Here is a 23,461-nt window from a genome sequence, read left to right as displayed (position 1 = left end):
AAAATAGACATACTCACAAGAGCATGTCTATTTTTATATTTATTTATTTTTGCAAATTATTAGCCATTTGCCACATTTCATCAGCCGTTTTTAAAGTTGTAGAACTAAGTTGAAAAGCTCTTTGAGTTATAAGCATTTGGGTCATCTCTGTTGTAATATCAACGTTTGACAGTTCTAAAAATCCTTGTCTAATTGAATAATCGGTGCTATCTATAGCCTCTGAACCAGGCCTTGGCATAAATAGGCCGTCTCCTATAGAAACCATCGAATTGTCACCTATAACATTTGAAATTTTCACTTTTCCCACGGCCAAATCGCCCGTGGGGTCTTTTATAGATACAACTCCTTTTGAATCTACAACAAAATTGTTTCTTTGGAATTTATAAGTTCCATCGAATGTATTAATATTATTACCAGAATCATCTATTATACTAAGTCTATTTCCCTTGGGGTCAACTATATTACCATTTGCATCTGTTGTAAAATCACCAGCTCTTGTATAAGCCTTACTATTGTCTGATTGTACTACTTCAAAATAGCCTATTCCATCTATAGCTAAATCTGTTGGAACATCAGTGGCTGTAAGATTTCCTTGGGAAGTATCTCGCGTCCATTCCCCCACCCTAACACCAGTACCATTTTGTAGTATTGCTTTGCCATCACTATCGGAAGATACAGGGTACCCTGCTCTATCAAGAGATTCGTAAACTAGATCCTTAAAATTAACATTAGTTTTTTTATACCCGTTGGTATTTACATTTGCAATATTATTTGATATACTATCTAATTTTTCCTGTTGGGCCATCATAGAACTTCGACTATTCTCTAAAAGTCTTAACATTTACGCCTCACCACCCTCATTTAGTAACTACCTTACTGTACCAACTTCATTTACTGCTTTTCCTAGTGTTTCATCTATAGCCTGTACAACCTTTTGGTTACTTTCGAAATTCCTCATTATTGTCATCATATTTACAATTTCAGTTGTCACATTGACATTTGATTTTTCTAATGCATTTTGTCTAACTGTAACATTAGCATTTTGGATTGGATTTGCTGCTTCAAACAAATTATCTCCAATTTTTTTCATGCTTTTGTAATCTTCAAAGTCTACAGTATTAAGCTTATATTTGTTTTCACCGTTAACTGAAATATTCCCATATTTATCAGATACCATCATGCCTTCACCCACAAATATTGGTTCGTTTGCATTTGTTAGTTTATTTTCACCTAATACCTTATCTCCACTATCCGTCACTAAATATCCCTTTCCATCGACATGAAAATCACCACTTCTAGTATAATAATTTTTATTATCTATGCCATCATCTCTTTGTACTGTAAAAAATCCATTTCCCTCAATGGCAAAATCTGTGGATTTATCCGTATTTTGAATTACTCCTTGAGTAAAATATGTATTTAAATCATCTACTTCACTTCCCATGCTTAAGGAGCCAATAGTACTTTTAGTATTCACACCGTTTACAAGTTTGTCGTAATTTTGTATTAGCACATCATCGAATTTTTTAATAGAAAGATTATCACTTTTAAACCCAGTTGTATTAGCATTCGCTAAGTTATTAGTTACTACACTTTGTTTAGCCTCTCCCGTTATGAGTCCTGTAACTGCTGTATAAAGCCCTCTAATCATTTTTCCACATCCTTATTAGTAATAATTGGCATTTCATCAGGATAACGCATTCCATATCCTCTAGCTTTTATTTCAATTTTTCCTTTACTCATTTCATAATTTATCTTTGCACCACTTAATAAAATAGTTGATAAAATCATACCTATGCCTATTCCTATTAAAAGTTTTCTATCACTTAGAAAGTCTATTATTTTTTTTATCTTATATATAAATCCTTTATTAATAGCACTTCCCCCTTACCTAGATGTAGCATTTCTGATATTGAATCCTCAGAGTATCCTTCCTCAAATAATTTTATTATTTGCTGGGTTTTCTCACTATTACTATTACTAATATTTGTTTCAGCTATTATACTTTCTTTTTTATTATACATTATCTCACTATCTTCTTTAGGTAATTCACTTGTTTTATGTAATTCATTACTATTATTATGTAATTCGATATTTGTTCCCATAATCCTTTTCATATCCATTATTTCACTTTGAAGTTCTAAAATACTTTCAGAAAATTCTCGTCTAAGTTCTCCTATTCTAATATCTTCATCATTAATATTTCCCATAGCGTTCCCTAGCACTCCATTAAAGGATCTATTGTGTTTTTTTATAGCTAAGACATTTAAAATCACAAGAATTAATCCAATAAAAATCAACAACCATGGCATATAATTCACTCCATTTTTTAAAAATTATATTATATTTCATATTTTAGTTTTGCTAGAGCTTTTCTTAGATTTATAAGGGCCCTACTATGAAGTTGACAAACTCTTGATTCAGATACACTTAATATGTTTCCTATTTCTTTTAAAGTAAGCCCTTCATAATAATAAAGGGTTATAACCAATTTATCTTTTTCCTTTAGGTGATCAAGACCTAGCGCTAAGTATTCAATTTGCTCTTTTTCTTCTAGAGTTTTTTCTGGACTTGGACTCTTATCATCTTTTATTGTACCACTAAGTGGCATGTCATCCTCATCAGAAAATATTAAATCTTCAAGTGATACTATCGATATATAATTTATGGTATTCTCAATGCCAGCAACCTCATCAATTGTAATATTTAGTTCGCATGCTATTTCATGATTTAGTGGTTCTCTATAAAGACGTTTTTGTAGCCTTTCAATAGCTCCATTATATTTGTTTAGCTTATCCATTGCACCTTTAGATATAGGGCTATTTCGCCTGAGTTCATCAATCATAGATCCCTTTATCCTAATTGATGCATAGCTTGAAAACTTCATACCTTTAGTATCATCAAATTTCCCTAGTGCATCCATAAGTCCTAGCATACCATAACTAATTAAATCTTCATATTCAACATATTTAGTTTTACCAATTATTACTCTAGACGCAATATATTTAACTAGAGGTATATGTTGTTTCACAATTTGTTCGCGTGCAGAAGCTACACTTGCTATGGACATATCTACGCCTCCCTAACTTTTTTTCATCTGTTCTCTCATAAGTTGAAATGTGAGCTTAATAATTTTTTCACGAGTAGCATTATCTAAGAATTTAAAACTTAGTCCACAATTAAATCTACCTTCATCATCTTTAACGATTCGCATTGCTTGTCCTACTATAAGTATGTCTTCATTATTAATAGTTAAACATACCAAAAGAAATTCTGTCAATTTAATTTCTTCTGTGATTTTAACCTTCATGCCACCACCACTTAAATCTAGTAATATAGCCTTCGAATATTCGCTATCTTGTATAGTACTAGGACTCGTCCTTTGCTCATTTTTAAGATTTATATATTTAATTTTACCTATTGTAGATACTCTAACATATTTCCTTCTCTGAATTTTTTTTATTTCCACAGGATTTGCTATAAGTAAAATAGGTATATTTTCAAATTTACGTCCTATAACTACTGACTTAAATTTATATAGATTTTCTTCTTCATAATAAATTACATCTATCAAAGTCCCCTTAGACAGTGGAAGATATTCTCCTGAATTAATAGGAATGCTAATTGCTATATATTGTTCTGTTATATCTTGTATATTACTCTTAAAATATTCCTCTCCAACTAATATTTCTAACTTCTTATTTATGATAAAATCCACTTTAGTCATTGCCCCCACCCCTTATGAAAAAATGCTGAAGATTTTCTTAAACAAACCTTCTACCCCCATACCACTTGGTTTGTGGCTATTACCCTCGATTTCTCTTGCAATTCTGTTTATATCCTGAGCTACTTCAGAATTCGGGTAGCTTATAATTACTGGTTGTTGTGTTCTTACTGCATAAGCTAATTTCTTATCTTCACTTATTTTACCTAAATACTCTAGCTCCATGCCAAGAAATTTAGTAACAGCATTATTAAATTTATTATAGGTAAGGTATGCTTCCTTGTTATCTAGAGATCTATTTACTATAACCTTAGCAGAATCTTTAATGTTAAAATGTTTAACAGCCTTAAGCAGACTATATGCATCAGTTAGTGATGTAGGTTCTGGCGTGGTTACTATTACTAAATCTTCTGAGCAAGCAATAAATCCCAAAACACTTTTATTTACACCAGCACCCGTGTCCATTATTATGTAATCAAATCCTGTTAAAGCTGAGAGCTTATTTAAAAACAAATTTCTTTCAATTTCTGTTATATCCTCAACTTTTGTAAGTGCTGAACCACCTGCTAGAAGTTTCACCCCAAAAGGTCCAGTTAGAACAACATCCTGAATTTCTTTGCCTTTACTTATAACATCAAAAACATTATATCTAGAAGAACATCCCATTATAATATCATCATTTCCCATCCCTATATCCGCATCAAAAATCATAACCTTCTTACCCATCTTTTGGAGTGCAATAGATAAATTTACTACTATATTACTTTTTCCAACTCCTCCTTTACCAGAGGTAACAGTTATAATTCTAGGCTTACTCGTGGCATTATTTGAAACGTTTTGCACTGCCATTTGTCTAAGTCTTTGTGCTTGATCTAGCATATAGTATCCTCTCCTAAAATAAGACTAACAAGCTTGTCCTTGGATAGTTCCTTAATATCATCAGGTACGTTTTGACCCGTTGTCACAAAGCTTAACGGTATTTTCGCAAGCCTAAGTATATTAAGTATGGAACCATAAGTGGAAGTTTCGTCTAATTTAGTTACTATTATACTATTATAATGTAAAATTTGATATCCTTCAATAATATATTTAATATCTTTGTTCTTTGTTGTAGAACTTAGCACTAAATGGATATTTTCGGTATCAGCCTTTTCTACAAATGTTCGAAGTTCAGAGATTTGCATTTTATTTTTACTACTACGTCCTGTAGTATCAATTAAAATTACCTCTCGATCACTCATCCCTTCAATTTCCTTGTCCATATCATTCATATTATATACAACGCTAAAAGGTATGTCCATAATATCTGCGTAAGTTTTTAGCTGCTCTACTGCACCGATTCTATAAGTATCTACAGTAATTAATCCTACCTTTTTTTTCTCAACTAGTGCAAGTCTTCCTGCAAGTTTTGCAATAGTAGTAGTTTTACCTACACCTGTTGGCCCTACCAGTACTATTCTACCTTGTAATTCTGGTTTAGTAACATGAATCATATCTTTTAACACAATCTTTGTCTTTTCGATTTGGGTGATTTCAGTTTCGTTTGACTCAGATCCACTCGGTTCTACATAAGCTTCATCTATTTTCTTCAATATATAATCAATATTTTGTCCATCTACATCATTGTCTTCAAGTATTTGCCCTATTGAGCTTTTAGATTCATTACTACAATTAGTTTCCTGTTTGTTAGCATTTGCGAGCGAATTAGAATTCGCTAGTTCGTTAATCATATTTTTCATTTCTTTCATTTCATCCATTATGTGTTTTGAGGAATTATTACTGGTATCCTCATCATTTATAGGAATATTATGTACTACATTATTCTGTTCTGTGCCTTCTTTATGGTAACCACTAATTGCACTTTCTTTCTGAACAACTTTTTTAATTGCTTCAATGCTATCTTTTACATTTTTCTGCTCTGTATTTATTTCATTTTCAACAGCAACCGTTACTTCAACAATCTTCGGAGAAAATAAACCTTTTATTCCCGGCTTTCGGATTTTTCTTTGGCTTATAATTACCGCATCCATGCCTAGTTCATACCTTATCCTTGTCATAGCCTCATTCATATTGTTAACTACATATCGTTTTATAATCATTGTAGAGTCACAACTCCTTCAGTTTTAATCTCCACTTCATTTGGTATCTCATTAAGAGAAAGCACTGTAATACTCGGAAACACCATTTCAATAAGTCGCCTAAATGCTGGTCTTATCTTTGGAGATACCAGTATTACCGGTTGATTATTATGAAAATAAATCGTGCTAATATTATTTTTAATAGAATTTAATATCTTGCCTGTAGTATCAGGATCTACTGCTGGAAAAGAACCTTGTATGGACTTCTGAATATTGTTAGATATAGCATTCTCAACTTCAGGTGAAAGTGTTATGATTGTTATACTCCCATTTTCATCAACTAGTCCATTACAAATACTTCTTCCAAGTGAAAAACGTACGTATTCTGTTAATACTTCTATATCCTTAGTTATCCTAGAATTATCTGCTAAGGACTCTAAAATTGTAACCATATCCTTTATAGCTACTCTTTCTTTAAGTAAACTTTGAAGTACCTTTTGTATCTCACCAATAGTCATAAGATCTGGTATTAGCTCGTCAACTACGGTATCATATTTCTCTTTCACTGAATCAATTAGAAGCTTAGTTTCTTGCCTACCTAACAGTTCAAAGGCATGACTCTTAATAGTTTCTGTTAAATGAGTTACCATTACAGTAGTTGGATCCACAACTGTGAGTCCCTTGATTTCCGCATCTTCCCTTTGATCATTGTTTATCCACACAGCAGGCAGTCCAAAGGTTGGTTCAATGGTTTTAATACCGTGTATATTAATATCTTCAGAACTTGGATCAATGCATAGAAGCATACTTGGCATTAAGTCTCCTTTAATTATCACAGTTCCGCGAATTTTAACTACGTATTCATTTGTTTTAAGCTGCAAATTATCTTTAATTCTAATGGGCTGAACAACAATTCCCATCTCTAATGCACACTGCCTTCTTACTGAGGCAATTCTTTGAAGTAAATCTCCTCCAGTAGCCTCATCTGCTAAGGGAATGAGTCCATATCCTATTTCTATTTCCATAGTCTCCACAGAAATCAAATTCATTACATCTTCAGGTTCTCTATTTTCAGTTTCATAATTTTCTTGTTCATCGTTTTCTATTCTAATTATCTTTTGATCCTTTTCATCTTTAAAGAGAAAATATGAACTTGTTGCAGTAATTATAGATAGTACTATAAAAACAAGGTGGGGCATTCCTGGAATTGCAGCCAAAACTAATAATACAACTGATGCCAGTGCAATAACCTTTGGAAAAGCCGTAAGCTGCGAAGTTATTTGAGTTCCTAAATTTGTAGTGCTACCAGATCTTGTAACCAGAATACCAGAAGCAACTGATATTAAAAGCGCCGGAATCTGCCCTACAAGACCATCCCCTACTGTAAGCCTAACATAAGTCGAGGTAGCCTCGGAAATTGGCATTCCAAGCATTACAACACCTATAATTATCCCACCAAAAATGTTGATTATAGTAACAATTATACCAGCTATAGCATCTCCCTTTACGAACTTGGAAGCTCCATCCATAGCTCCATAAAAACTAGCTTCATCCTGAAGTTTTGTTCTTCTCCCTCTTGCCTCTTCTTCAGTTATAGCCCCTGCATTGAGGTCTGCATCTATGCTCATCTGTTTACCTGGCATAGCATCTAATGTAAATCTAGCAGAGACTTCTGAAACTCTACCAGCACCAGCTGTAATAACTATAAATTGTATAATGATTATTATTAAGAAAATAATTATTCCGACTACATAATTTCCTCCCACAACAAACTCACCAAAAGCCTCAATTATATCACCTGCATAAGCTTCTGTGAGTATTAACCTTGTAGATGAAATATTTAATCCAAGGCGTAAAAGTGTTGTTATAAGAAGTAAGGTTGGAAATACTGAAAATTGCAAAACTTCTGTTGTAAACATTGTTAAAAGTAAAATTACAACTGCCAGTGTTATATTCATTGCTATTATTACATCAAGAATCTTTGGTGGTAATGGAATGATTATCATTAAAACAATACCGATTACACCAAAGGCAACTAGAATATCTAAATTATTTTTTAATTTGAATCTTGTATTTTCAGCCACAGTTATCATCCACTACTTTCTTTTCTTTAATTTGTATACTATTGCTAGTATTTCTGCCACAGCTTCATACATATCAGCTGGAATTTCAGATCCTATCTCGAGTTCCTTAAATATTAACCTTGCTAGCGGTTTATTTTCAATAATTGGGACATCATTCTCTTTTGCGATCTCTTTTATTTTTATAGCAATATTATCTGCACCTATGGCTACAACTATAGGTGCACCTTCTCCTCCCCCCTCATATTTAATGGCAACTGCAATATGTGTTGGATTTGTAATAACCACGGTGGCATCTGGAACTTCCTGCATCATTCTACTAGAGGCCATTTCTCTTTGCTTTTGTCTTATCTTAGATTTGATTTGTGGATCTCCTTCTTGTTGTTTATATTCTTCTTTAATTTCCTGTACACTCATTTTTAATTCTTTGTTATGTTTATATTTCTGATAAGCAAAATCTGCTATGGATATTATAAGCATGATTATAGCGATTTTGAAAAACATCTCTAGGACCAATTTTCCAAAAACCACTAAAATGGCTTCTATTTTAAGGCTTCCGTAATTCATTATATCTAAATAATTACTATTAATAAAATCATAAGCTACATAAACTATAGTGGACACTATAATTAAATTTCTTACTAACTCCACCAATGATCTTGTAGAAAATATTTTTTTAAATCCACTTATAGGATTAAGTTTTTTTATATCAGGTTTAAGTGGATCACCCGTAAATATAAAACCCGATTGTATTAAACTTGCAATAATCCCCATAATCATAATAGGAACCACAAGTGGTAAAATAAGAAGGCAAAATCTTATTATAGCAGTTAGATGTACAGATCTTACAGTATACTCAGTAAGAGGCAATGTTAAATAATTTCCTAAAAAAAGACTTAATATGCCTTTTAAATTGTTTAGTGCATAAGAACCTAATAAAATCATCACAAGTGTAACTGTTAAAAGCGTAAAGGTAGAAGATAATTCCTTACTCTTTGCTACTTGTCCCTTTTTCTTTGAGTCTGCTTTCTTTTTAGGAGTAGCATCTTCAGTTTTTTCACCACTATCCGCCGAGATAAAAATAAGTAGTGGTATTACCCTGTAAAACTCATTTATTATATCTGGAATAAGATAAAAAGAATTTACTATTAACTTTAGTGCAGACGGTAAAACTAAAATAAAACAACTTAAGCCTACTAGTATTTTTATTGGCATACCTAAAATAATAATATTTAGCGAAGGTACAGTTCTTGATACTAACCCCATACTTAAATCCGTTATAATAATTATGAGTATAATTGGTATTGCAATTTTTAGTCCAAGTGTAAAAAACTGAATAAAAACTTTTACCATCATCATAGCTGTTTCTTGCAGCAGTATAAACTTACCAATCTTTACAACATTAAAAGATTCAATAATAGCCCTTATTAGCATATGATGACCATCTACAACAAAAAACATTACTATACTTGTCCAGTAAAGTAACCGCCCAAACAGTGTAACATTTTCATTCGATACAGGATCAAATATACTCATCATAGAAAATCCTACTTGAAAATCCATAAGTTGTCCAGCCATCTGTGCTGAGAAAAAGCAAAACTTTGTTATATATCCAAGTGTTAAACCAGTGATAACCTCCGATATAAAAAATATTATTAGAGTTTCGTTATTATTAATTAAATTTACATTTTCATAGTTAACGCCAGGTAAAATCAAAAACGTGAACATAACACAAAATCCAACCTTTACCATTGGAGGAGAATACTTAGGAAAGAAAACTGGTGTACTCATAAAAAATCCTGATATTCTAAGGAGTACCATTATAAAGCCTAAATAATAAGCAGTATTCATCAATACATTTCCACCTATCCTCCCATATTAGCCATAAGCTCAAAAATCCTAGTTGTAAAAGCAACTATGGTGCGGAGCATCCAGCTACCCATTAATAATCCCATTAAAGCTACTGCAAGGAGCTTTGGCACAAAAGTAAGTGTCTGCTCTTGAATTTGAGTAGTGGCTTGAAATATACTTATTAATAGTCCTACTAAAGTCGCTGTAAGTAGAATTGGACCAGCTACCAATATTGCGGTTTGAATAGCATCTGTTATTACAGTTAAAACAATACTTTCGGTCATTTAATTCACCTCAACTAAAACTCATAATAAGTGATTTTACAAGTAGATTCCATCCATCTACCATAATGAATAACAATAATTTAAAAGGAAGCGAAATCATAACTGGCGGTAGCATCATCATTCCCATAGCCATAAGTATACTACCCGTAACAATATCTATTATAATAAACGGTATGAATAAAAGGAATCCCATCTCAAAAGCTCTTCTTAGTTCGCTTATTATAAAAGAAGGAATCACCACATACATCGGTACTTTATCATAAGTAAGTTTAGGTTTCCCGTTTGTAAGTATTTCATTACCCTGCGCATCAACTTCGTTCTGGACTGTATCCTCTTTCTGTCCCACTTCTAAAAATAGTTTTAAATCCTTTGTTCTAGTCTGTCTTAACATAAAATCCCTCATAGGCGCAGACCCTTTTTCTATGGCAACCTCCTGAGTTATTTGATTATTTAAATAAGGAGTTAAAGCCTCAGTATTTACTTTTTCAAATGTTGGTGCCATAGTGAAAAATGTTAAAAATAGTGCAAGTCCAATTATAACCTCTTTGGGAATTGCTTGCTGAACACCTATAGCACTTTTAAATAAGGATAGAACTACAATAATTCTTACGAAACTAGTAGACATTATAATAATTGAAGGTAAAAGTGTAAGTACTGTAAGAAGCATTAACAGCTTAATATTATCAACATATTCAGTTGGCGTATTTGCATTATCAACTGAAATATTAATTTTAGGTATTGGTAATGTCTGCGTCGTCGCACTTACAACTTTTATTGTAACAATCCCTATTATAAGTAACCCTAAAGCAAAAATAAATAAGTTTTTATTTTTTATTTTCATTTTTTACATCCTTTTTAATAATATGTTTTTTAAATAAATTCTTCACGTCTTCAAGCTGCGGTATGTCTTTACTACTCTCAATGGAAGTAACCTCTTCAGGCGGCAACTCAAATAAAATACGTATTTCTCGGGAACTAGAAGATATAGCGTATGCTTTTCCACCAATTTTTACAACTACAATGCTATTTTCCTTAGATAGTGCAACCCTATCTAATATTTTCATATATTTACCATCTTGTAATTTTTGAAGTTTAGTACTGCCATATTTTAAAGATAGGTACATCAAAACTAATATAAAAGGTAAAAATATTATAATTTTAAAAATGAGTGTCCAAAATTCTATCATTTCATCACCTACTGTATTAATATATCATTAAAATATATATTAATAATTATGCCCTTAGTTAAATTTAAATTTATACTTTTAATCAACTCTTTTTTTATAACATCAAGACCCGTAACACTAAAGTCTGTAGCATGCTTTGCTCTAATATATGTATTAACTGCGTCTCTAATAATTGGCTCGTTTTTTTCTTCTAATTCTGTAGTTAATTTCTCATTAGTTTCATATCCTATGTAAATATTCACTTTAATAAACCTTTTCCCACTGTCATCTAAAAGGTTTATGGTAAATTCACCTAAAGGATAAGTTTGCTCAACAATTACCTTTGGCTCAGCGGCAGCGCCAGAATCTTTTTTCAAGAAATACATAGTTCCAAAAGTTGCACCGCCAAGTACGACTAATACTAACAAAACTATAATGACTATTTTAAACGCATTTCCGTTTTTAGGTTTATCACTCATTATTTAGTGACCTCCTTTTCATTTGCAACAATTAAAATATTTACTCTTCTATTTAAAGTTCTGTTTACATCGTTATTATTCGGTGCAATTGGCTGATATTCACCGTAAGCAACAGACGTAAATCGCTCTGGATGCATTTGGTCATTAATACCCACAAAATACTCAAGTACATTTAATGCCCTTGCAGAAGATAATTGCCAGTTGTTTTTATATTCATAATTGCTAATTGGTATATTATCCGTATGCCCTTCTATTACAATATCATTAGGGAAAGAAGATACAAGGCCGCTTATTGTTTTTAAAACAGGTTTTATTTTTTCTATAATTTCTGCTTTTCCACTTTCAAATAAAATGTTTTCCCTAAGTTGAATTATAACCCCTCTATCGTCAGATTTTAACATAACTATATTTTCTAGTTTTTTCTCTTTTATAAAACTTTGGACTTTTTCATATATGTCTTCCGTCTCAGTATTAGCTGTTGTATCGTCTGTAGTTGGCATAGGTTCACCAACTAATGGAACTTCCCCACTTTTTATATTTAAATCCATAATACTTGTTTTAGTTTCACCTGTTAATACTGATTGAAGAGAAGATGCAATTTGTTCAAACTTAGCTGCATCAACTGTTGAAAAGGAATATAATAAAACAAAAAAAGTTAGAAGTAGTGTCATGGTATCTGAAAAAGTAGTAATCCACGCATCAGTTCGTATCTCTTCCTTACCACTTTTTTTTCTAGACATCTTCGCTCACCCCAGCTACTTTGGCTTGTTCTTCGTAAAATATAACTCTTTCAGAAGGTGATAAATAGGATGTTAATTTTTCTTCAACAATTCTTGGATTTACTCCAGATTGAATTGCAAGTACTCCTTCAAGCATCATTTCGCGATTATTCACTTCAATACTAGATTTATAATTCAAATTTTGAGCCATTGGAATTAACACTAAATTTGCTAGGAGCGCTCCGTAAAATGTAGTTATTAATGCTTTCCCCATACCAGAAGCTAGCGCTGTGGAGTCACTTAAATTTGCTAACATTTGAATAAGTCCTATAAGAGTACCCAGCATACCAAAAGCAGGTGCATAAGCTCCCCAAGCTTTTAGCATATTAGCGCCATCAGTATGACGTCTCTCCATTTCATCTATTTCTAGTTCCATAATGTCCTTTATTGTTTCAGGTTCCAGTCCATCAACTACCATTTGAAGTCCTTTTCTTAAAAACTCATTTGTTAATTGTTCCATCTCATCTTCCAGAGATAAAAGTCCTTCTCTTCTTGCTTTTTTAGATAAATTAGTAAAACTATTAATAATCTCTGTACTAGACATTGTACCTTCTTTAAAAGACTGTACAAGAATTTTAATTACCTTCTTCATTGCTGATAGGGGGTAAGCTATGAGCAGTGCAGCAAAGGATCCCCCTACGGTAATTGCTATTGAAGAAGGCGAATAAAATATTTTCAAACTCGCTCCACCAGATGCCATACCCCAGAGCATTAAAATTACCCCTATAAAAAGACCAACACCGGTCAACATATCATGTTTTTTCATGCCATTTCCCCCTATAACTCCCCAGTAAATATCTTCTTTTTATACTTTAATACCTTTTCGATTATGACCTCAGTACTCTCAAGTACAAGATACTTCTTACCGTTTATTAAAGTTATTAAAGTGTCTGGAACTGTTTCGATTTTTTCAATAACTTCTGCATTTAATATGAATTCTACTTTATTTAATCCTGTAAGTTTTATCATAGGACCTCCTAATATGTACTATTACAATTTATAATTTATTATGTATTTCGAAAAAACAACTGAATCTTAAGGAATTTGATAAATCTCAAACACTGAAAGCATTTGAGACTTATTACAAATTCAGTTTAAAATTTACTACCTCTTTAAACCTATTATATCCTGTAATATTTCATCTCCTGTGGTAATTGCTTTACCATTTGCCTGAAAGGCCCTACTTGCAACTATCATATCTGTAAACTGCTCAGCTAAATCAACATTTGACATTTCAAGCATTCCTGAAAGCATATCGGCATAGCTTCCGCTGTTATCAGCAGTAGAATCAGCTCCAATTCCAGATCTAACCACTGGTTCTCCAGAGTTAGAAGTACTTACATATGAATTTTTACCAGTCTTACTTAATCCTGCCGGATTGTTAAAGGATGCCATAGCAATCTGTCCAATTACAGTTACCGTATTATCATCTAAAGTGGCTTTAATAGTTCCATCCTTTTCTATAGCAAAAGTTGTTACCTTGGCTGTAGTTGAAACCTGCGCAGCAGCTTCACCATCAACCGTAGCAGTAGCAGCAGCAGCAGTAGCAGCAGTATCAGCAGCCTGAGCAGCAGTATCATCAGCCTGAGCAGAAGCAAGAGTAGCCACAGTTGTCGGTGTAGTACCAGCAGTATCAGCAGCCTGAGCAGCAACAAGAGCAGCAGCAGTAATACCCTGAGCAGCCTTAGCAGTAGCAGCAGCAGTATCAGCAACAGCCTTAGCATCAACACCAGCATCCGTAACAGCAGTAGTCTTAGCAGCAGTAATAGCCGCCGCAATACTAACAGCAGTAGCACCAGTAAGAGCAGCAGCCTTGATACCCGCAGCATTACCAGCAGCCTCAGCAGCAGAAGGAATAGTTATTTCATTTGGTATTGATAATGGCATAAGGTTAGTATCTGCTTCTATAGCACCTTTACCATTTCCATCTACAAAACTTGCAGTAAGTTTATCTCCATTATATTCTAAACTCAAATCTGAACCTGCACCTGAACCTACAGAGTAACCCATAACCCTAAATCCATCTGAAGTTAACAAATTCCCTTCATAATCTAGTGTTAAAGCTCCATCTCTTGTATATGATGTATTTAATGTTCCACTACCCATAGTGTGTTTATCTGAATCAACTGGTATTTTTCCATTAATAGGTCCACTAGCAACTATTAAATACCCTTCTCCATCCATAGCAACATCTAGATTTCTCGAAGTGGGCTGCATCATTCCTTGACCTACCATAGTGTCTATTCCCGCAACTTGTACTCCTAGTCCTACTTGCTTTGGGTTAATTCCACCTGTATTAGTTGAGGGTGAAGATGCATCAGACATGCTTTGGCTTATCATATCTTGAAATCTAATTCTTGAACTTTTAAACGCGGTAGTTCCAACGTTAGCTATGTTATTTGCTATAACGTCCAATTTTGTCTGATTTACTTTCATTCCACTTATTCCAGCATATAATGATCTTAACATAATATTACCCCCATTTTTTTAGTTAAATCCCAATAGAGTTATACTGTAGTTTTGATTTTTTATTATTCACTTTGCTTCTGTATTTCCACAAAGTTAAGCCTCCTAAAAGGTCCAGCTTATATCATAACTACACTATCTATATTGGTTACTACACTTGCCTGGCTTTGATTTTTATCTAAAGCGGTAATTACAGTCCTATTTTTAATACTAGTTATAAGAGCCATATCCTTATATAATATTAATGATTGTTTTGCGCCTTTACTATCCGCCATATTTATTCCTTCGTTAATTTTCTTCAAATCAGCATCATTAAAATTAATATTTCTACTATTAAGTCGTTGTGCCGCATGCGAAGATATGATGAAGCATTCTTCTTTTTTTATTTGTTTGTCTAAAATTTTATTAAATGTACTTTTATCTTTATTAAATATATCTTCTTCTTTGTTAACTTTAGTATTTTTATTTTGGAGTCCTATGCCTGAATACTCCGTAAAGTCCACCGTTGAATACGGTTTTCCATTCACCACCCTAAAAGACATATATTACCATCACCTTACCATCACAATTAATTGTTTATTTATTTCACTTTTGAGATGTCATCATAGCTTATAATGCATTCCTCACCATTTTCCACATTAGTTATAGTTAGATTAATTCCCTTTGAATCTCTGGAAACACTTTTAACTGTTCCTGAATATGCTTTTTCATCATCTGTTGCTGCAGTCTCAACTTGTTTACCCATTAAACTTATAGCAGCGGAAAATCCTGCATTGCCATTTAAATTACCTAATGTAGTATCTGGTACATCTATAACATCTGATAAGGTATCAGCGGGGAAATCCTTTATAATGCCATCAGACAATTGCACCGCCATATAGGTTGTACCTGATTCTTTATAAACTGCCTTAACAGTGCCTCCATATTGCATTCCACTTGCATCATAACTACTAAAAGCTACCATCTTGCCAACTAGTGCAGATGAGGTTTGAAAAGCCATAGTATTATTCATATTAGACATTTGTTCTAGTGATGCAAATTGAGCCATTTGAGCTACAAATTCCGTACCGTCCGTGGCCTCGGTTGGATCCTGATTAGAAAGTTCCGCAGAAAGTATTTTCAGAAAAGAATTTTGGTCCATTGCCTGACCTTCTTTTACAATTTCAGTCCCTCTATCAGTTGCCCTAGCTGAACTTGCAAGTGCTGTTGATATATCAGTTGCCATTTTTATCACTCCTTGTTTTAATAATCATTTTATTATTAAACAAATTTGTAAACCTGATTTTCTTGTATAGCATAGTTACTTATTATAGACATATCATCATCATCTTCTTCTAAAGCCATTTTTGTATCACTGTTATTATTTTTCCCTCCGTTGTTGTTTTTCTCATTAGAATCTTTGCTAAAAAATGTTGAATCCTCATAAATATTTATATCTAAGCTTTGAATTTTGATATCCATATTTTTCAGACTATCACGTATATCTTGAAAATTTTGATTTAATAAATTATAAGTGTCTTTATTTAAAGCAGATATACTAGCCTTCATAATCCCACTTTCCATAGTAAGCTTTATAGTTATTTCTCCAAGCTCCTTAGGATCCATTTTTACAGTTAAATCCTTCATGTTATTAACTTCCATAAATTTTATAGATTTGATTACATCTACAGTAAAATCATTTTTATCAATTACTAAATTTGTAGTTTGTACCTTCGATGTATCTAAACCCTTCACATTTTCAAATTGATTCATAAAGCTAACTGCTTTTGATATTTTCACATCATCCTTATCTCCACCTAACAGGTTTTTAAGGAATTTTTCTTCATAAAAACTATTTCCTGAGGATTTATCTCCCTTTGAAGAATCACTTGAACTTTGCATTTGGCTCTTAGGAAGAGTTTCAGACGTGGTCTTAGTACACACTTCCATTACCTTTTTAATCAAATTATCTTTTGTTGAACTATCCTCACTATTTCCGCTGGGAACATGCACACTAGGGACTTTTAACAAGCTCAAATCTCCCTTTAACTCATCCACCACTGTAGTTAATTTTTGTAGCACATCAATTATTTCAGAAGGCTTAACGTTATTTTCTTTTGATTGCTCCATCATTGCAACTATTTCACTAAGACTACTTTTTATTAAATCATTCTTTGGATTAGACATTAATTGTTCACTAACCTTTAAACTTTCTATATTAATAGAATTAAGTTCGCTTTCCGGCTGCATCGTAGTTGAAGATTTAGAATCATTTTGAAGCATAGAATTCAACAACTGAAGTAACTGCTGGATTTGCTCCATTTGTGACACAGATTCATCCGTGCCTTCCAATTCTTTCGATGATTCTTCTGCGGTTTTTTTAAGTTTATCTATAGCTTCTTCTATAAGATTAATTATCTTTGTTTTTAACTCTTTATTATCTTCAGAGTCTTCTAAATTCTTTGCGGGAGTACCCTCAACTGCTGTTTTGTCAACATCACTGTTTTCAGTGTCCTTATTCTGAACATTTTCATTTGAAGAATTCTTAGAGCTCAATTCATGATTATCTAAAACCTTTTTAAATTCTTCACTTTTATTTGCTCCGTTTGAAATCTCCTGCTTTTTAGAAGCAGCATAGGTATTCACATTAACATTCATATTTACGTTCACTGTTTTCACCTCCTCTCCCTATGGTTATTTCTAATATAAGCATATAACGCAAACTCATCATTGGTTTTCTGTTCAATTAAATTTTGCTGCTTTATAAAAGCACACTTCTGATTTTCCTTTAAAATTTCAACTGTCTTTTTTTCAACTTGGCATTGTTTTAATTCACATCTTTTTTGCTTTAATATCTCTTCTTTATCCTCTAAGAGCACCGAGGTTTTATCAATAGCCAAATTTAATGCATTTAAATAATTCTGTTTCATTTTTTGCTGAATAATAGGTTGATGCACATCTATACTTCTATGAGTTTTATACTTTATTTTTAGATCACTTAGCTCTTCTTGCATTATATTTCTATCTCTTTGGGCTTCTTTAAATATTAATTTGCTTTTATCCTCATTATCTTTTCTAATATCAAGAAGCTTTTGCAGTCTAAATTTATAAATATCTGCCAACTTAAAAACTCCTCTCTGAACATCTTAAAGGCCATATATACGATCATTTCTTTGATACTTTAATTAAATATATTTTTCAGCATATTTAAACTTTCATCAATGTCTGCAATTTCATTAATACCCTGCTTTAAAAAAGCCTCTATACTATCATTATATTTAATTGCATTGTCAATTTTTGTGCTACTACCTTTTACATAGGCCCCAATATTTATTAAATCTTCGGAGTCTTTATAAGTTGCCATAAACTCTCTTGCTATAGATGCCACCTGTTTATGTTCTGTTGTAGCAATTTCAGACATTAACCTACTTACACTAGCTAAAACATCAATAGCAGGATAATGATTTTTTGCAGCGAGTGCTCTTGATAAAACTATGTGCCCATCTAGTATCCCCCTTACAGCATCTGCTATTGGCTCATTGAAATCATCACCATCTACAAGTACTGTATAAAAAGCTGTAATAGATCCTTTATCTGACATCCCGCTACGTTCCATTAATTTAGGTAACATTGCAAACACTGATGGAGTATATCCTTTAGTAGCTGGAGGTTCTCCTATTGCTAGTCCAACCTCTCGCTGTGCCATTGCAAATCTTGTTACTGAATCCATCATTAAGATTACTTTTTTACCTTGATCTCTAAAATATTCTGCAATAGCTGTAGCTGTAAATGCACCTTTTATTCTTACTAGGGCAGGCTTATCGGATGTTGCACATATAATAATTGATTTTTTCATTCCCTCTACTCCTAAATCTTTTTCAAGGAAATCTCGTACTTCTCTTCCTCTTTCTCCAATAAGTGCAATAACATTTACGTCAGCTTTTGCTTCTCTTGCTATCATCCCAAGTGTGGTACTCTTACCTACTCCACTACCTGCAAAGATACCAATCCTTTGCCCTTCACCACAAGTTAAAAATCCATCAATGGCTCTCACTCCGGTAGGTATAATTTCTGTTATCCTACGTCTTTTTAGTGGATCTGGCGGAGATGCATTAAGTGAATAAGCAGTATATTTAGTAATTTCTGAACCGTTTAATGGGTTTCCTAAACCATCTAAGACTTTTCCAAATAGTTCCTCAGAACATTTAACATTTAAGGGACTTCCCGTTGGCACTACTCTGCAACCTGGTGCAATACCCACAAGCTCTCCCAGAGGCATTAGAATTACATCCATCTCCCTAAAACCTACAACCTCACAAGAGATTTCATCATTTGACTTATTATAAATTTTACACACTTCACCCACAAAAGCTGTTATTCCTTGAACTTCAATAGTAAGTCCTATAACATTAACTACCACACCTTCAGAATAAGTGTAATTAATATCAGGAATTTTATTCATTAAATACTCAAAATTTAGAGCTATCATAATTGTTCTCGACCTTTCTATATTTGTTCTTCCTGAAAAACTTCTATTATTTTTTCTATACCATAAGCTATACTTACAATACTTTTGCCTGTTTCTTTTTCAATAACAGCAGTTCCGTCATCTAAAAAATTATCTTCTATTACAAATATATCACCTTGAAAAGCAAGCCTGTCTTTATAATTTTGAATTTCATCTTTTATGGTAATAAAATGAGTACTATTAATTTTTATTACATATGATTTTACGTTTCTTTCATTTTTTATAGTGTTGAATATCATTTCGTTTAAAGCATCCATTTCTTTTACTTCTTTTTTTAATATATTTTCAGCTATATTTACGATTAGTGCTTTTATATGTTTTTCCTTCTTTATTAAATATTTAGTATACTCATGTTTTGCGGAAGTCAATATGAAATCAGCATTAGCTCTCACTGCCTCTGCTTCTTCCGTTGCACCACTAAGAGCATCTTTATATGCTGCTTCATAGCCTTCCTTGTTTCCATTATCTAAGCCTTCCTTAAAAGCCTCAGTTTTTGCCTTTGCTGCATCTATGTAGGCTTTGGATATAATGTTTTCACTTTGCCTTCTTGCACTCTCTAACATACTATTTGCAATGTTTTCATAGCTTTCCATATTAACGTCAAAACTATCCTTATCACCGGGTAAGTGTGAATCCCCAGCATCTACACTTAACTGGGTATTTATTTCCCTATTGCCCTGCTTAATAATTCTTGAATTCTTTATGACATTAATTGATGATTGCATCTTCTCCACCTCTTGAAAGTACGATTTCTCCAGCTTCATCTAAGCGCCTTAACACCCCAACAATTTTCTGTTGAGCTTTTTCAACATCCATAAGTCTAACTGGTCCTAGGAATTCCATATCTTCTTTTAATGATGCAGCCGCCCTTTTAGATTGGTTTTTATATATACTATTTGCAACTTCTTCTGAACATCCTTTTAATGCAAGAGACAAGTCCTTATTATCTATCTCTCTTAAAATCCTTTGTATTGAAACATCATCCAAGGTGATAATATCTTCGAATACAAACATAGATTCTTTAACCTTTTCTGCAAGTTCAGCGTCTTCTCTCTCAAGCCCCTCGGTAATATTTCTTTCTGTAGTTCTATCTACTTGGTTCAAAATCTCAACTAGGGATTCAATGCCACCAACCACAGCGGTATCTGTTCTAATAACAGAGGATAATTTACCATTTAATACTTTTTCAATTTCTTTGATAACCATAGGAGATATACTACTCATGGTTGCAATTCTAAAAGATACGTCGCTTTGCAAATCAAGTGGTAGTGCCGCCAATATCTGAGCAGCCTTATCCGATTGCATATAACACATAATAAGCGCTATTGTTTGTGGATGTTCATTTGATATAACATTCAAAAGTTGATGTGCATCAGCTTTTCTTGCTATCGAAAATGGTCTATATTGTTGTGTTTCTTCCATAACCTTATCTAATATTTCCTTTGCTCTTTGAGTTCCAAGTGCTTTAGAAAGCAAATTCTTTGCATAGTCAACTCCACCTTCTAAAAGAAAATCTTTTGCTTTATTCATTTCCATAAACTCGTCTAGAATTGTCTGTCTTTGTTCAGATTTAACTGAAGTAATATTGGCAATTTCATAGGTGATTTTTTGAATATCTTTTTCTGGTAATTTTTTTATTATACCCGAAGAAGCGTCCGGACCTAAAGTTATAAATAATATAGCCGCCTTCTGGATTCCTGTAAGTTTCCCACTCTTAGCCACTATTTATCACCTCTCATCTTCTGTCAGCCAAGACTTAATTATATCTGCAACTTGTTCAGGTTTGTCTTCTGCATATTTTTTAACTTGTTTTTCCATGTTTGATTTTTCATTGTTCGTATCAAATTGAATAGGTTCAAAATATTCTTGCTGCTTTGGAGCAATATTATCTCCAATTAAGCTATCAATGCTTGCAGAAGTTTTATCTTTCTTCTTACTAGCCTTTCGAATTACAACTAACATTATAATAAATAATATAATACCTATAACTCCAAATGCAATACGGGTATATAACGTTTTTCTAGCAGCTAACTTGTCAGCACTATCAATATCAAGCAGTGCTTGTTCCGCCGCTTTTTTACTCTCAGTGTCAAAAAACAATCCTTCTATACTTATAGAATCTCCTCTTTCCTGAGAATATCCTATAGTGCTAGCAACTAAATTATTTACAGAAGCTCTAGTTGCTTCATCTAAATTACCATCTAATACAACTGAAGTAGTTATTTTACTAACTGAACCTGGTGCTTGTATTATGGTCTCTTCTATTTTCGAGATTTCATTATTTCTTGTAATCTCCCTGTTCACAACATTTCCATCAGGCGTGATTGTTTCAATAGTATTTTTCGAAGCTTCATCTACAGGACTAGTGGATAAACCAGTGCCAGAATTATCATTCCATGTTTCAATTTCATGTAAACTTACAATTGTCCCTTCTGGATCATACTTAACTGTATTTCTTTCAACTGCATCAAAATCCAGTTCCGTATTAACAGAAACTCTCACTCCATCTTTATATATAGGCTCAAGTACATTCATTATTTTTGCTTCTAAATTCTTTTCAATCTGTGCTTTTAAAACTTGTTGCTTATCTGTAGATGCAGTTAAGTTATCTTGTTCTGCATCAAATAATCCTTCTGTTAAAAGCACAAATTTATCAGATACTATACTAACATTTTCCTTTGGAAGATTCTGAACAGCTCCAGTTAGGAGTGATACTATAGCTTTCACCTGTGAATTATCAAGTTTAGTACCTGCTTTAAGTGCTAAGGTAACCGAAGCCCTAGCCGGTTCAGTTTCACGAACAAAGGCTGTGTTTTCTGGTAACACCAAATTAACCTTAGCTCCTTCAATTTCTGAAAAAGACTTAATAGCTCTTTCAATTTCACCAGCTAGGGCTCTTTGGTACATGATTTTAGTTTCTGTATCTGTTGGTGCCATTTTTCCACTATCAAAAAGTTCGAATCCATCGCTTCCTTCTGTGATTTCGACCTCTGACATAAGCTCCATTCTAAGGCTATCAACATCTGCCTTAGGAACTAGTATTGAGCCACCTGTGATCTTGTAATCAACTTTATTATCTTTTAACTTTGCTACAATTGCACCCGAGTCCTCTGCTGTCATATTAGAAAATAAGACAGCATATTTAGTTTTCGTTGCTGCTACTAAAAAATAGATAAGAGCTACTGTAACTACCACCATAAGCAAACTATAAGCTATTTTTTTACTTCCACTTAATTTGCTCCAACTTTGAGAAAATTTATTTCTCATTTCAAGTAGCTTATTCATCCCTAGCACCCCTTACTATATCTGCATTCCATTGAATTCCTGATATGCCTCTACAAGTTTGTTTCTAATCTGCACTGCTAGCTCTAAAGACAGCTTAGCCTCTTCTGTAGATAGCATAACCTTATGTATATCTTCTTCTTCACCTTTTATAAATTTCTGAGTAATATCATCCGCTTCTAATTGTTTATCATTAACTTCACTCAATTTTTCTTTTAGAGTGTCTAGAAAGCCACTATTTTCACTTTTATTTTCTACATCATTCTTTTGAGATTCATTAATTATTTTCGCATTGTTTATATAAGTACTAATATTCATAAACCATTCTCCTATCTACCTATTTCTAAAGCTTTAGAAAACATACTCTTTTGAGCGTTTATAGAGCTTACATTTGCCTCATACGCTCTTGTAGATGCAATCATATCTGCCATTTCATTTAAAATATTCACATTAGGCATAGTCACATACCCTTCGCCATCTGCATCTGGATGCGATGGATCATAGACCTTCCTTAAAGGCGAGTCATCGTCCACAATTCCTACAGCCTGTACCCCTTTAAAACTTGTTTTATATGTACCGCTAGTTTTATCTAATTCATTTTGTAAATTCTCCTTAAATACAGCTATTTTTCTTACGTAGGGCTTACCATCTTCTCCCCTTGTAGTAGTTGCATTTGCAATATTTGAAGCAATTGTATCCATCCTTAATCTTTCTGCTGTTAGTCCACTAGAACTTATTTTCATTCCGTTAAAAACATTATTCAT

28 protein-coding genes are annotated in these 23,461 nt (G+C 32.9%); all 28 read right to left on the bottom strand.

Features of this window, described 5'->3' with window-relative positions:
* Positions 1 to 43: 43 nt before the first annotated feature.
* The 28 genes from JJD95_RS04430 to flgC all read right to left on the bottom strand — a co-directional run bounded on the left by JJD95_RS04430 (position 44) and on the right by flgC (position 23,461).
* Positions 44 to 841, bottom strand: a complete 798-nt coding sequence (locus JJD95_RS04430) for a flagellar hook-basal body complex protein (protein ID WP_291640756.1) — start codon at positions 839 to 841, stop codon at positions 44 to 46.
* A gap of 27 nt (positions 842 to 868) precedes the next feature.
* On the bottom strand, positions 869 to 1,651 hold the full coding sequence (locus JJD95_RS04425; protein WP_291640754.1) for a flagellar hook-basal body complex protein: 783 nt from the start codon (positions 1,649 to 1,651) through the stop codon (positions 869 to 871).
* Complete coding sequence (locus JJD95_RS04420; protein ID WP_291640752.1) at positions 1,648 to 1,791, bottom strand: hypothetical protein; 144 nt, start codon at positions 1,789 to 1,791, stop codon at positions 1,648 to 1,650. Before JJD95_RS04420 ends, JJD95_RS04425 begins: the two co-directional genes overlap by 4 nt.
* 56 nt (positions 1,792 to 1,847) lie before the next feature.
* Positions 1,848 to 2,312: a hypothetical protein gene (locus JJD95_RS04415; protein ID WP_291640750.1), complete on the bottom strand. Its 465-nt coding sequence runs from the start codon at positions 2,310 to 2,312 to the stop codon at positions 1,848 to 1,850.
* A 29-nt stretch (positions 2,313 to 2,341) separates the two neighbouring features.
* Positions 2,342 to 3,070: a FliA/WhiG family RNA polymerase sigma factor gene (locus JJD95_RS04410; RefSeq protein WP_291640748.1), complete on the bottom strand. Its 729-nt coding sequence runs from the start codon at positions 3,068 to 3,070 to the stop codon at positions 2,342 to 2,344.
* 12 nt (positions 3,071 to 3,082) lie between these two features.
* The gene (locus JJD95_RS04405; protein WP_291640746.1) at positions 3,083 to 3,727 is read right to left on the bottom strand and encodes a flagellar brake protein; all 645 of its coding nucleotides are present in this window, start codon (positions 3,725 to 3,727) and stop codon (positions 3,083 to 3,085) included.
* A 12-nt stretch (positions 3,728 to 3,739) separates the two neighbouring features.
* Positions 3,740 to 4,603: a MinD/ParA family protein gene (locus tag JJD95_RS04400; protein ID WP_291640744.1), complete on the bottom strand. Its 864-nt coding sequence runs from the start codon at positions 4,601 to 4,603 to the stop codon at positions 3,740 to 3,742.
* Positions 4,597 to 5,823 (bottom strand): flagellar biosynthesis protein FlhF, encoded by a 1,227-nt coding sequence (gene flhF / locus JJD95_RS04395; protein ID WP_291640742.1) that lies wholly within the window; start codon positions 5,821 to 5,823, stop codon positions 4,597 to 4,599. The genes JJD95_RS04400 and flhF overlap by 7 nt, the downstream gene beginning before the upstream one ends.
* Positions 5,820 to 7,895, bottom strand: a complete 2,076-nt coding sequence (flhA, locus tag JJD95_RS04390; RefSeq protein WP_291640740.1) for a flagellar biosynthesis protein FlhA — start codon at positions 7,893 to 7,895, stop codon at positions 5,820 to 5,822. The genes flhF and flhA overlap by 4 nt, the downstream gene beginning before the upstream one ends.
* A gap of 3 nt (positions 7,896 to 7,898) precedes the next feature.
* Positions 7,899 to 9,737, bottom strand: a complete 1,839-nt coding sequence (locus JJD95_RS04385; RefSeq protein ID WP_291640738.1) for a fused FliR family export protein/FlhB family type III secretion system protein — start codon at positions 9,735 to 9,737, stop codon at positions 7,899 to 7,901.
* Between the two features lie 11 nt (positions 9,738 to 9,748).
* On the bottom strand, positions 9,749 to 10,018 hold the full coding sequence (fliQ, locus tag JJD95_RS04380; protein ID WP_291640736.1) for a flagellar biosynthesis protein FliQ: 270 nt from the start codon (positions 10,016 to 10,018) through the stop codon (positions 9,749 to 9,751).
* 10 nt (positions 10,019 to 10,028) lie between these two features.
* Complete coding sequence (gene fliP / locus JJD95_RS04375; protein ID WP_291640734.1) at positions 10,029 to 10,859, bottom strand: flagellar type III secretion system pore protein FliP; 831 nt, start codon at positions 10,857 to 10,859, stop codon at positions 10,029 to 10,031.
* Complete coding sequence (fliO, locus tag JJD95_RS04370) at positions 10,843 to 11,205, bottom strand: flagellar biosynthetic protein FliO (RefSeq protein ID WP_291640732.1); 363 nt, start codon at positions 11,203 to 11,205, stop codon at positions 10,843 to 10,845. The genes fliP and fliO overlap by 17 nt, the downstream gene beginning before the upstream one ends.
* A gap of 8 nt (positions 11,206 to 11,213) precedes the next feature.
* A complete protein-coding gene (gene fliL, locus JJD95_RS04365) occupies positions 11,214 to 11,663 on the bottom strand; it encodes a flagellar basal body-associated protein FliL (protein ID WP_291640730.1) in 450 nt (149 codons plus the stop codon).
* Complete coding sequence (locus JJD95_RS04360; protein WP_291640728.1) at positions 11,663 to 12,403, bottom strand: flagellar motor protein MotB; 741 nt, start codon at positions 12,401 to 12,403, stop codon at positions 11,663 to 11,665. The genes fliL and JJD95_RS04360 overlap by 1 nt, the downstream gene beginning before the upstream one ends.
* Positions 12,396 to 13,208, bottom strand: coding sequence for a motility protein A (locus tag JJD95_RS04355; protein ID WP_291640727.1), 813 nt, complete (start codon positions 13,206 to 13,208; stop codon positions 12,396 to 12,398). Before JJD95_RS04355 ends, JJD95_RS04360 begins: the two co-directional genes overlap by 8 nt.
* An 11-nt stretch (positions 13,209 to 13,219) precedes the next feature.
* Positions 13,220 to 13,411, bottom strand: coding sequence for a flagellar FlbD family protein (locus tag JJD95_RS04350; RefSeq protein WP_291640725.1), 192 nt, complete (start codon positions 13,409 to 13,411; stop codon positions 13,220 to 13,222).
* Between the two features lie 135 nt (positions 13,412 to 13,546).
* Positions 13,547 to 14,911 (bottom strand): flagellar hook-basal body complex protein, encoded by a 1,365-nt coding sequence (locus tag JJD95_RS04345; RefSeq protein ID WP_291640723.1) that lies wholly within the window; start codon positions 14,909 to 14,911, stop codon positions 13,547 to 13,549.
* A gap of 116 nt (positions 14,912 to 15,027) precedes the next feature.
* Positions 15,028 to 15,450 (bottom strand): TIGR02530 family flagellar biosynthesis protein, encoded by a 423-nt coding sequence (locus tag JJD95_RS04340; RefSeq protein WP_291640721.1) that lies wholly within the window; start codon positions 15,448 to 15,450, stop codon positions 15,028 to 15,030.
* A gap of 38 nt (positions 15,451 to 15,488) precedes the next feature.
* Entirely contained in the window at positions 15,489 to 16,133 is a 645-nt protein-coding gene (locus JJD95_RS04335; protein ID WP_291640720.1) for a flagellar hook capping FlgD N-terminal domain-containing protein, read from the bottom strand.
* 35 nt (positions 16,134 to 16,168) lie between these two features.
* Positions 16,169 to 17,557, bottom strand: coding sequence for a flagellar hook-length control protein FliK (locus tag JJD95_RS04330; protein WP_291640718.1), 1,389 nt, complete (start codon positions 17,555 to 17,557; stop codon positions 16,169 to 16,171).
* A 5-nt stretch (positions 17,558 to 17,562) separates the two neighbouring features.
* Positions 17,563 to 18,009: a flagellar export protein FliJ gene (gene fliJ, locus JJD95_RS04325; protein ID WP_291640716.1), complete on the bottom strand. Its 447-nt coding sequence runs from the start codon at positions 18,007 to 18,009 to the stop codon at positions 17,563 to 17,565.
* Positions 18,010 to 18,068: 59 nt separating this feature from the next.
* Entirely contained in the window at positions 18,069 to 19,376 is a 1,308-nt protein-coding gene (gene fliI / locus JJD95_RS04320) for a flagellar protein export ATPase FliI (RefSeq protein WP_291640714.1), read from the bottom strand.
* Between the two features lie 17 nt (positions 19,377 to 19,393).
* Positions 19,394 to 20,140, bottom strand: a complete 747-nt coding sequence (locus tag JJD95_RS04315; RefSeq protein WP_291640712.1) for a hypothetical protein — start codon at positions 20,138 to 20,140, stop codon at positions 19,394 to 19,396.
* Entirely contained in the window at positions 20,124 to 21,137 is a 1,014-nt protein-coding gene (fliG, locus tag JJD95_RS04310) for a flagellar motor switch protein FliG (RefSeq protein ID WP_291640711.1), read from the bottom strand. The genes JJD95_RS04315 and fliG overlap by 17 nt, the downstream gene beginning before the upstream one ends.
* 6 nt (positions 21,138 to 21,143) lie before the next feature.
* Positions 21,144 to 22,700, bottom strand: a complete 1,557-nt coding sequence (gene fliF, locus JJD95_RS04305; protein ID WP_291640709.1) for a flagellar basal-body MS-ring/collar protein FliF — start codon at positions 22,698 to 22,700, stop codon at positions 21,144 to 21,146.
* Positions 22,701 to 22,715: 15 nt separating this feature from the next.
* On the bottom strand, positions 22,716 to 23,015 hold the full coding sequence (fliE, locus tag JJD95_RS04300; protein ID WP_291640708.1) for a flagellar hook-basal body complex protein FliE: 300 nt from the start codon (positions 23,013 to 23,015) through the stop codon (positions 22,716 to 22,718).
* Positions 23,016 to 23,026: 11 nt separating this feature from the next.
* Positions 23,027 to 23,461 (bottom strand): flagellar basal body rod protein FlgC, encoded by a 435-nt coding sequence (gene flgC, locus JJD95_RS04295; protein WP_291640706.1) that lies wholly within the window; start codon positions 23,459 to 23,461, stop codon positions 23,027 to 23,029.

Source organism: Clostridium sp., assembly GCF_016650035.1.
Taxonomy (GTDB): Bacteria; Bacillota; Clostridia; order Clostridiales; family Clostridiaceae; genus Clostridium_AD.
The sequence above is the reverse complement of the archived record's forward strand: the minus strand, read 5'-3'. Positions and strand labels throughout refer to the sequence as shown.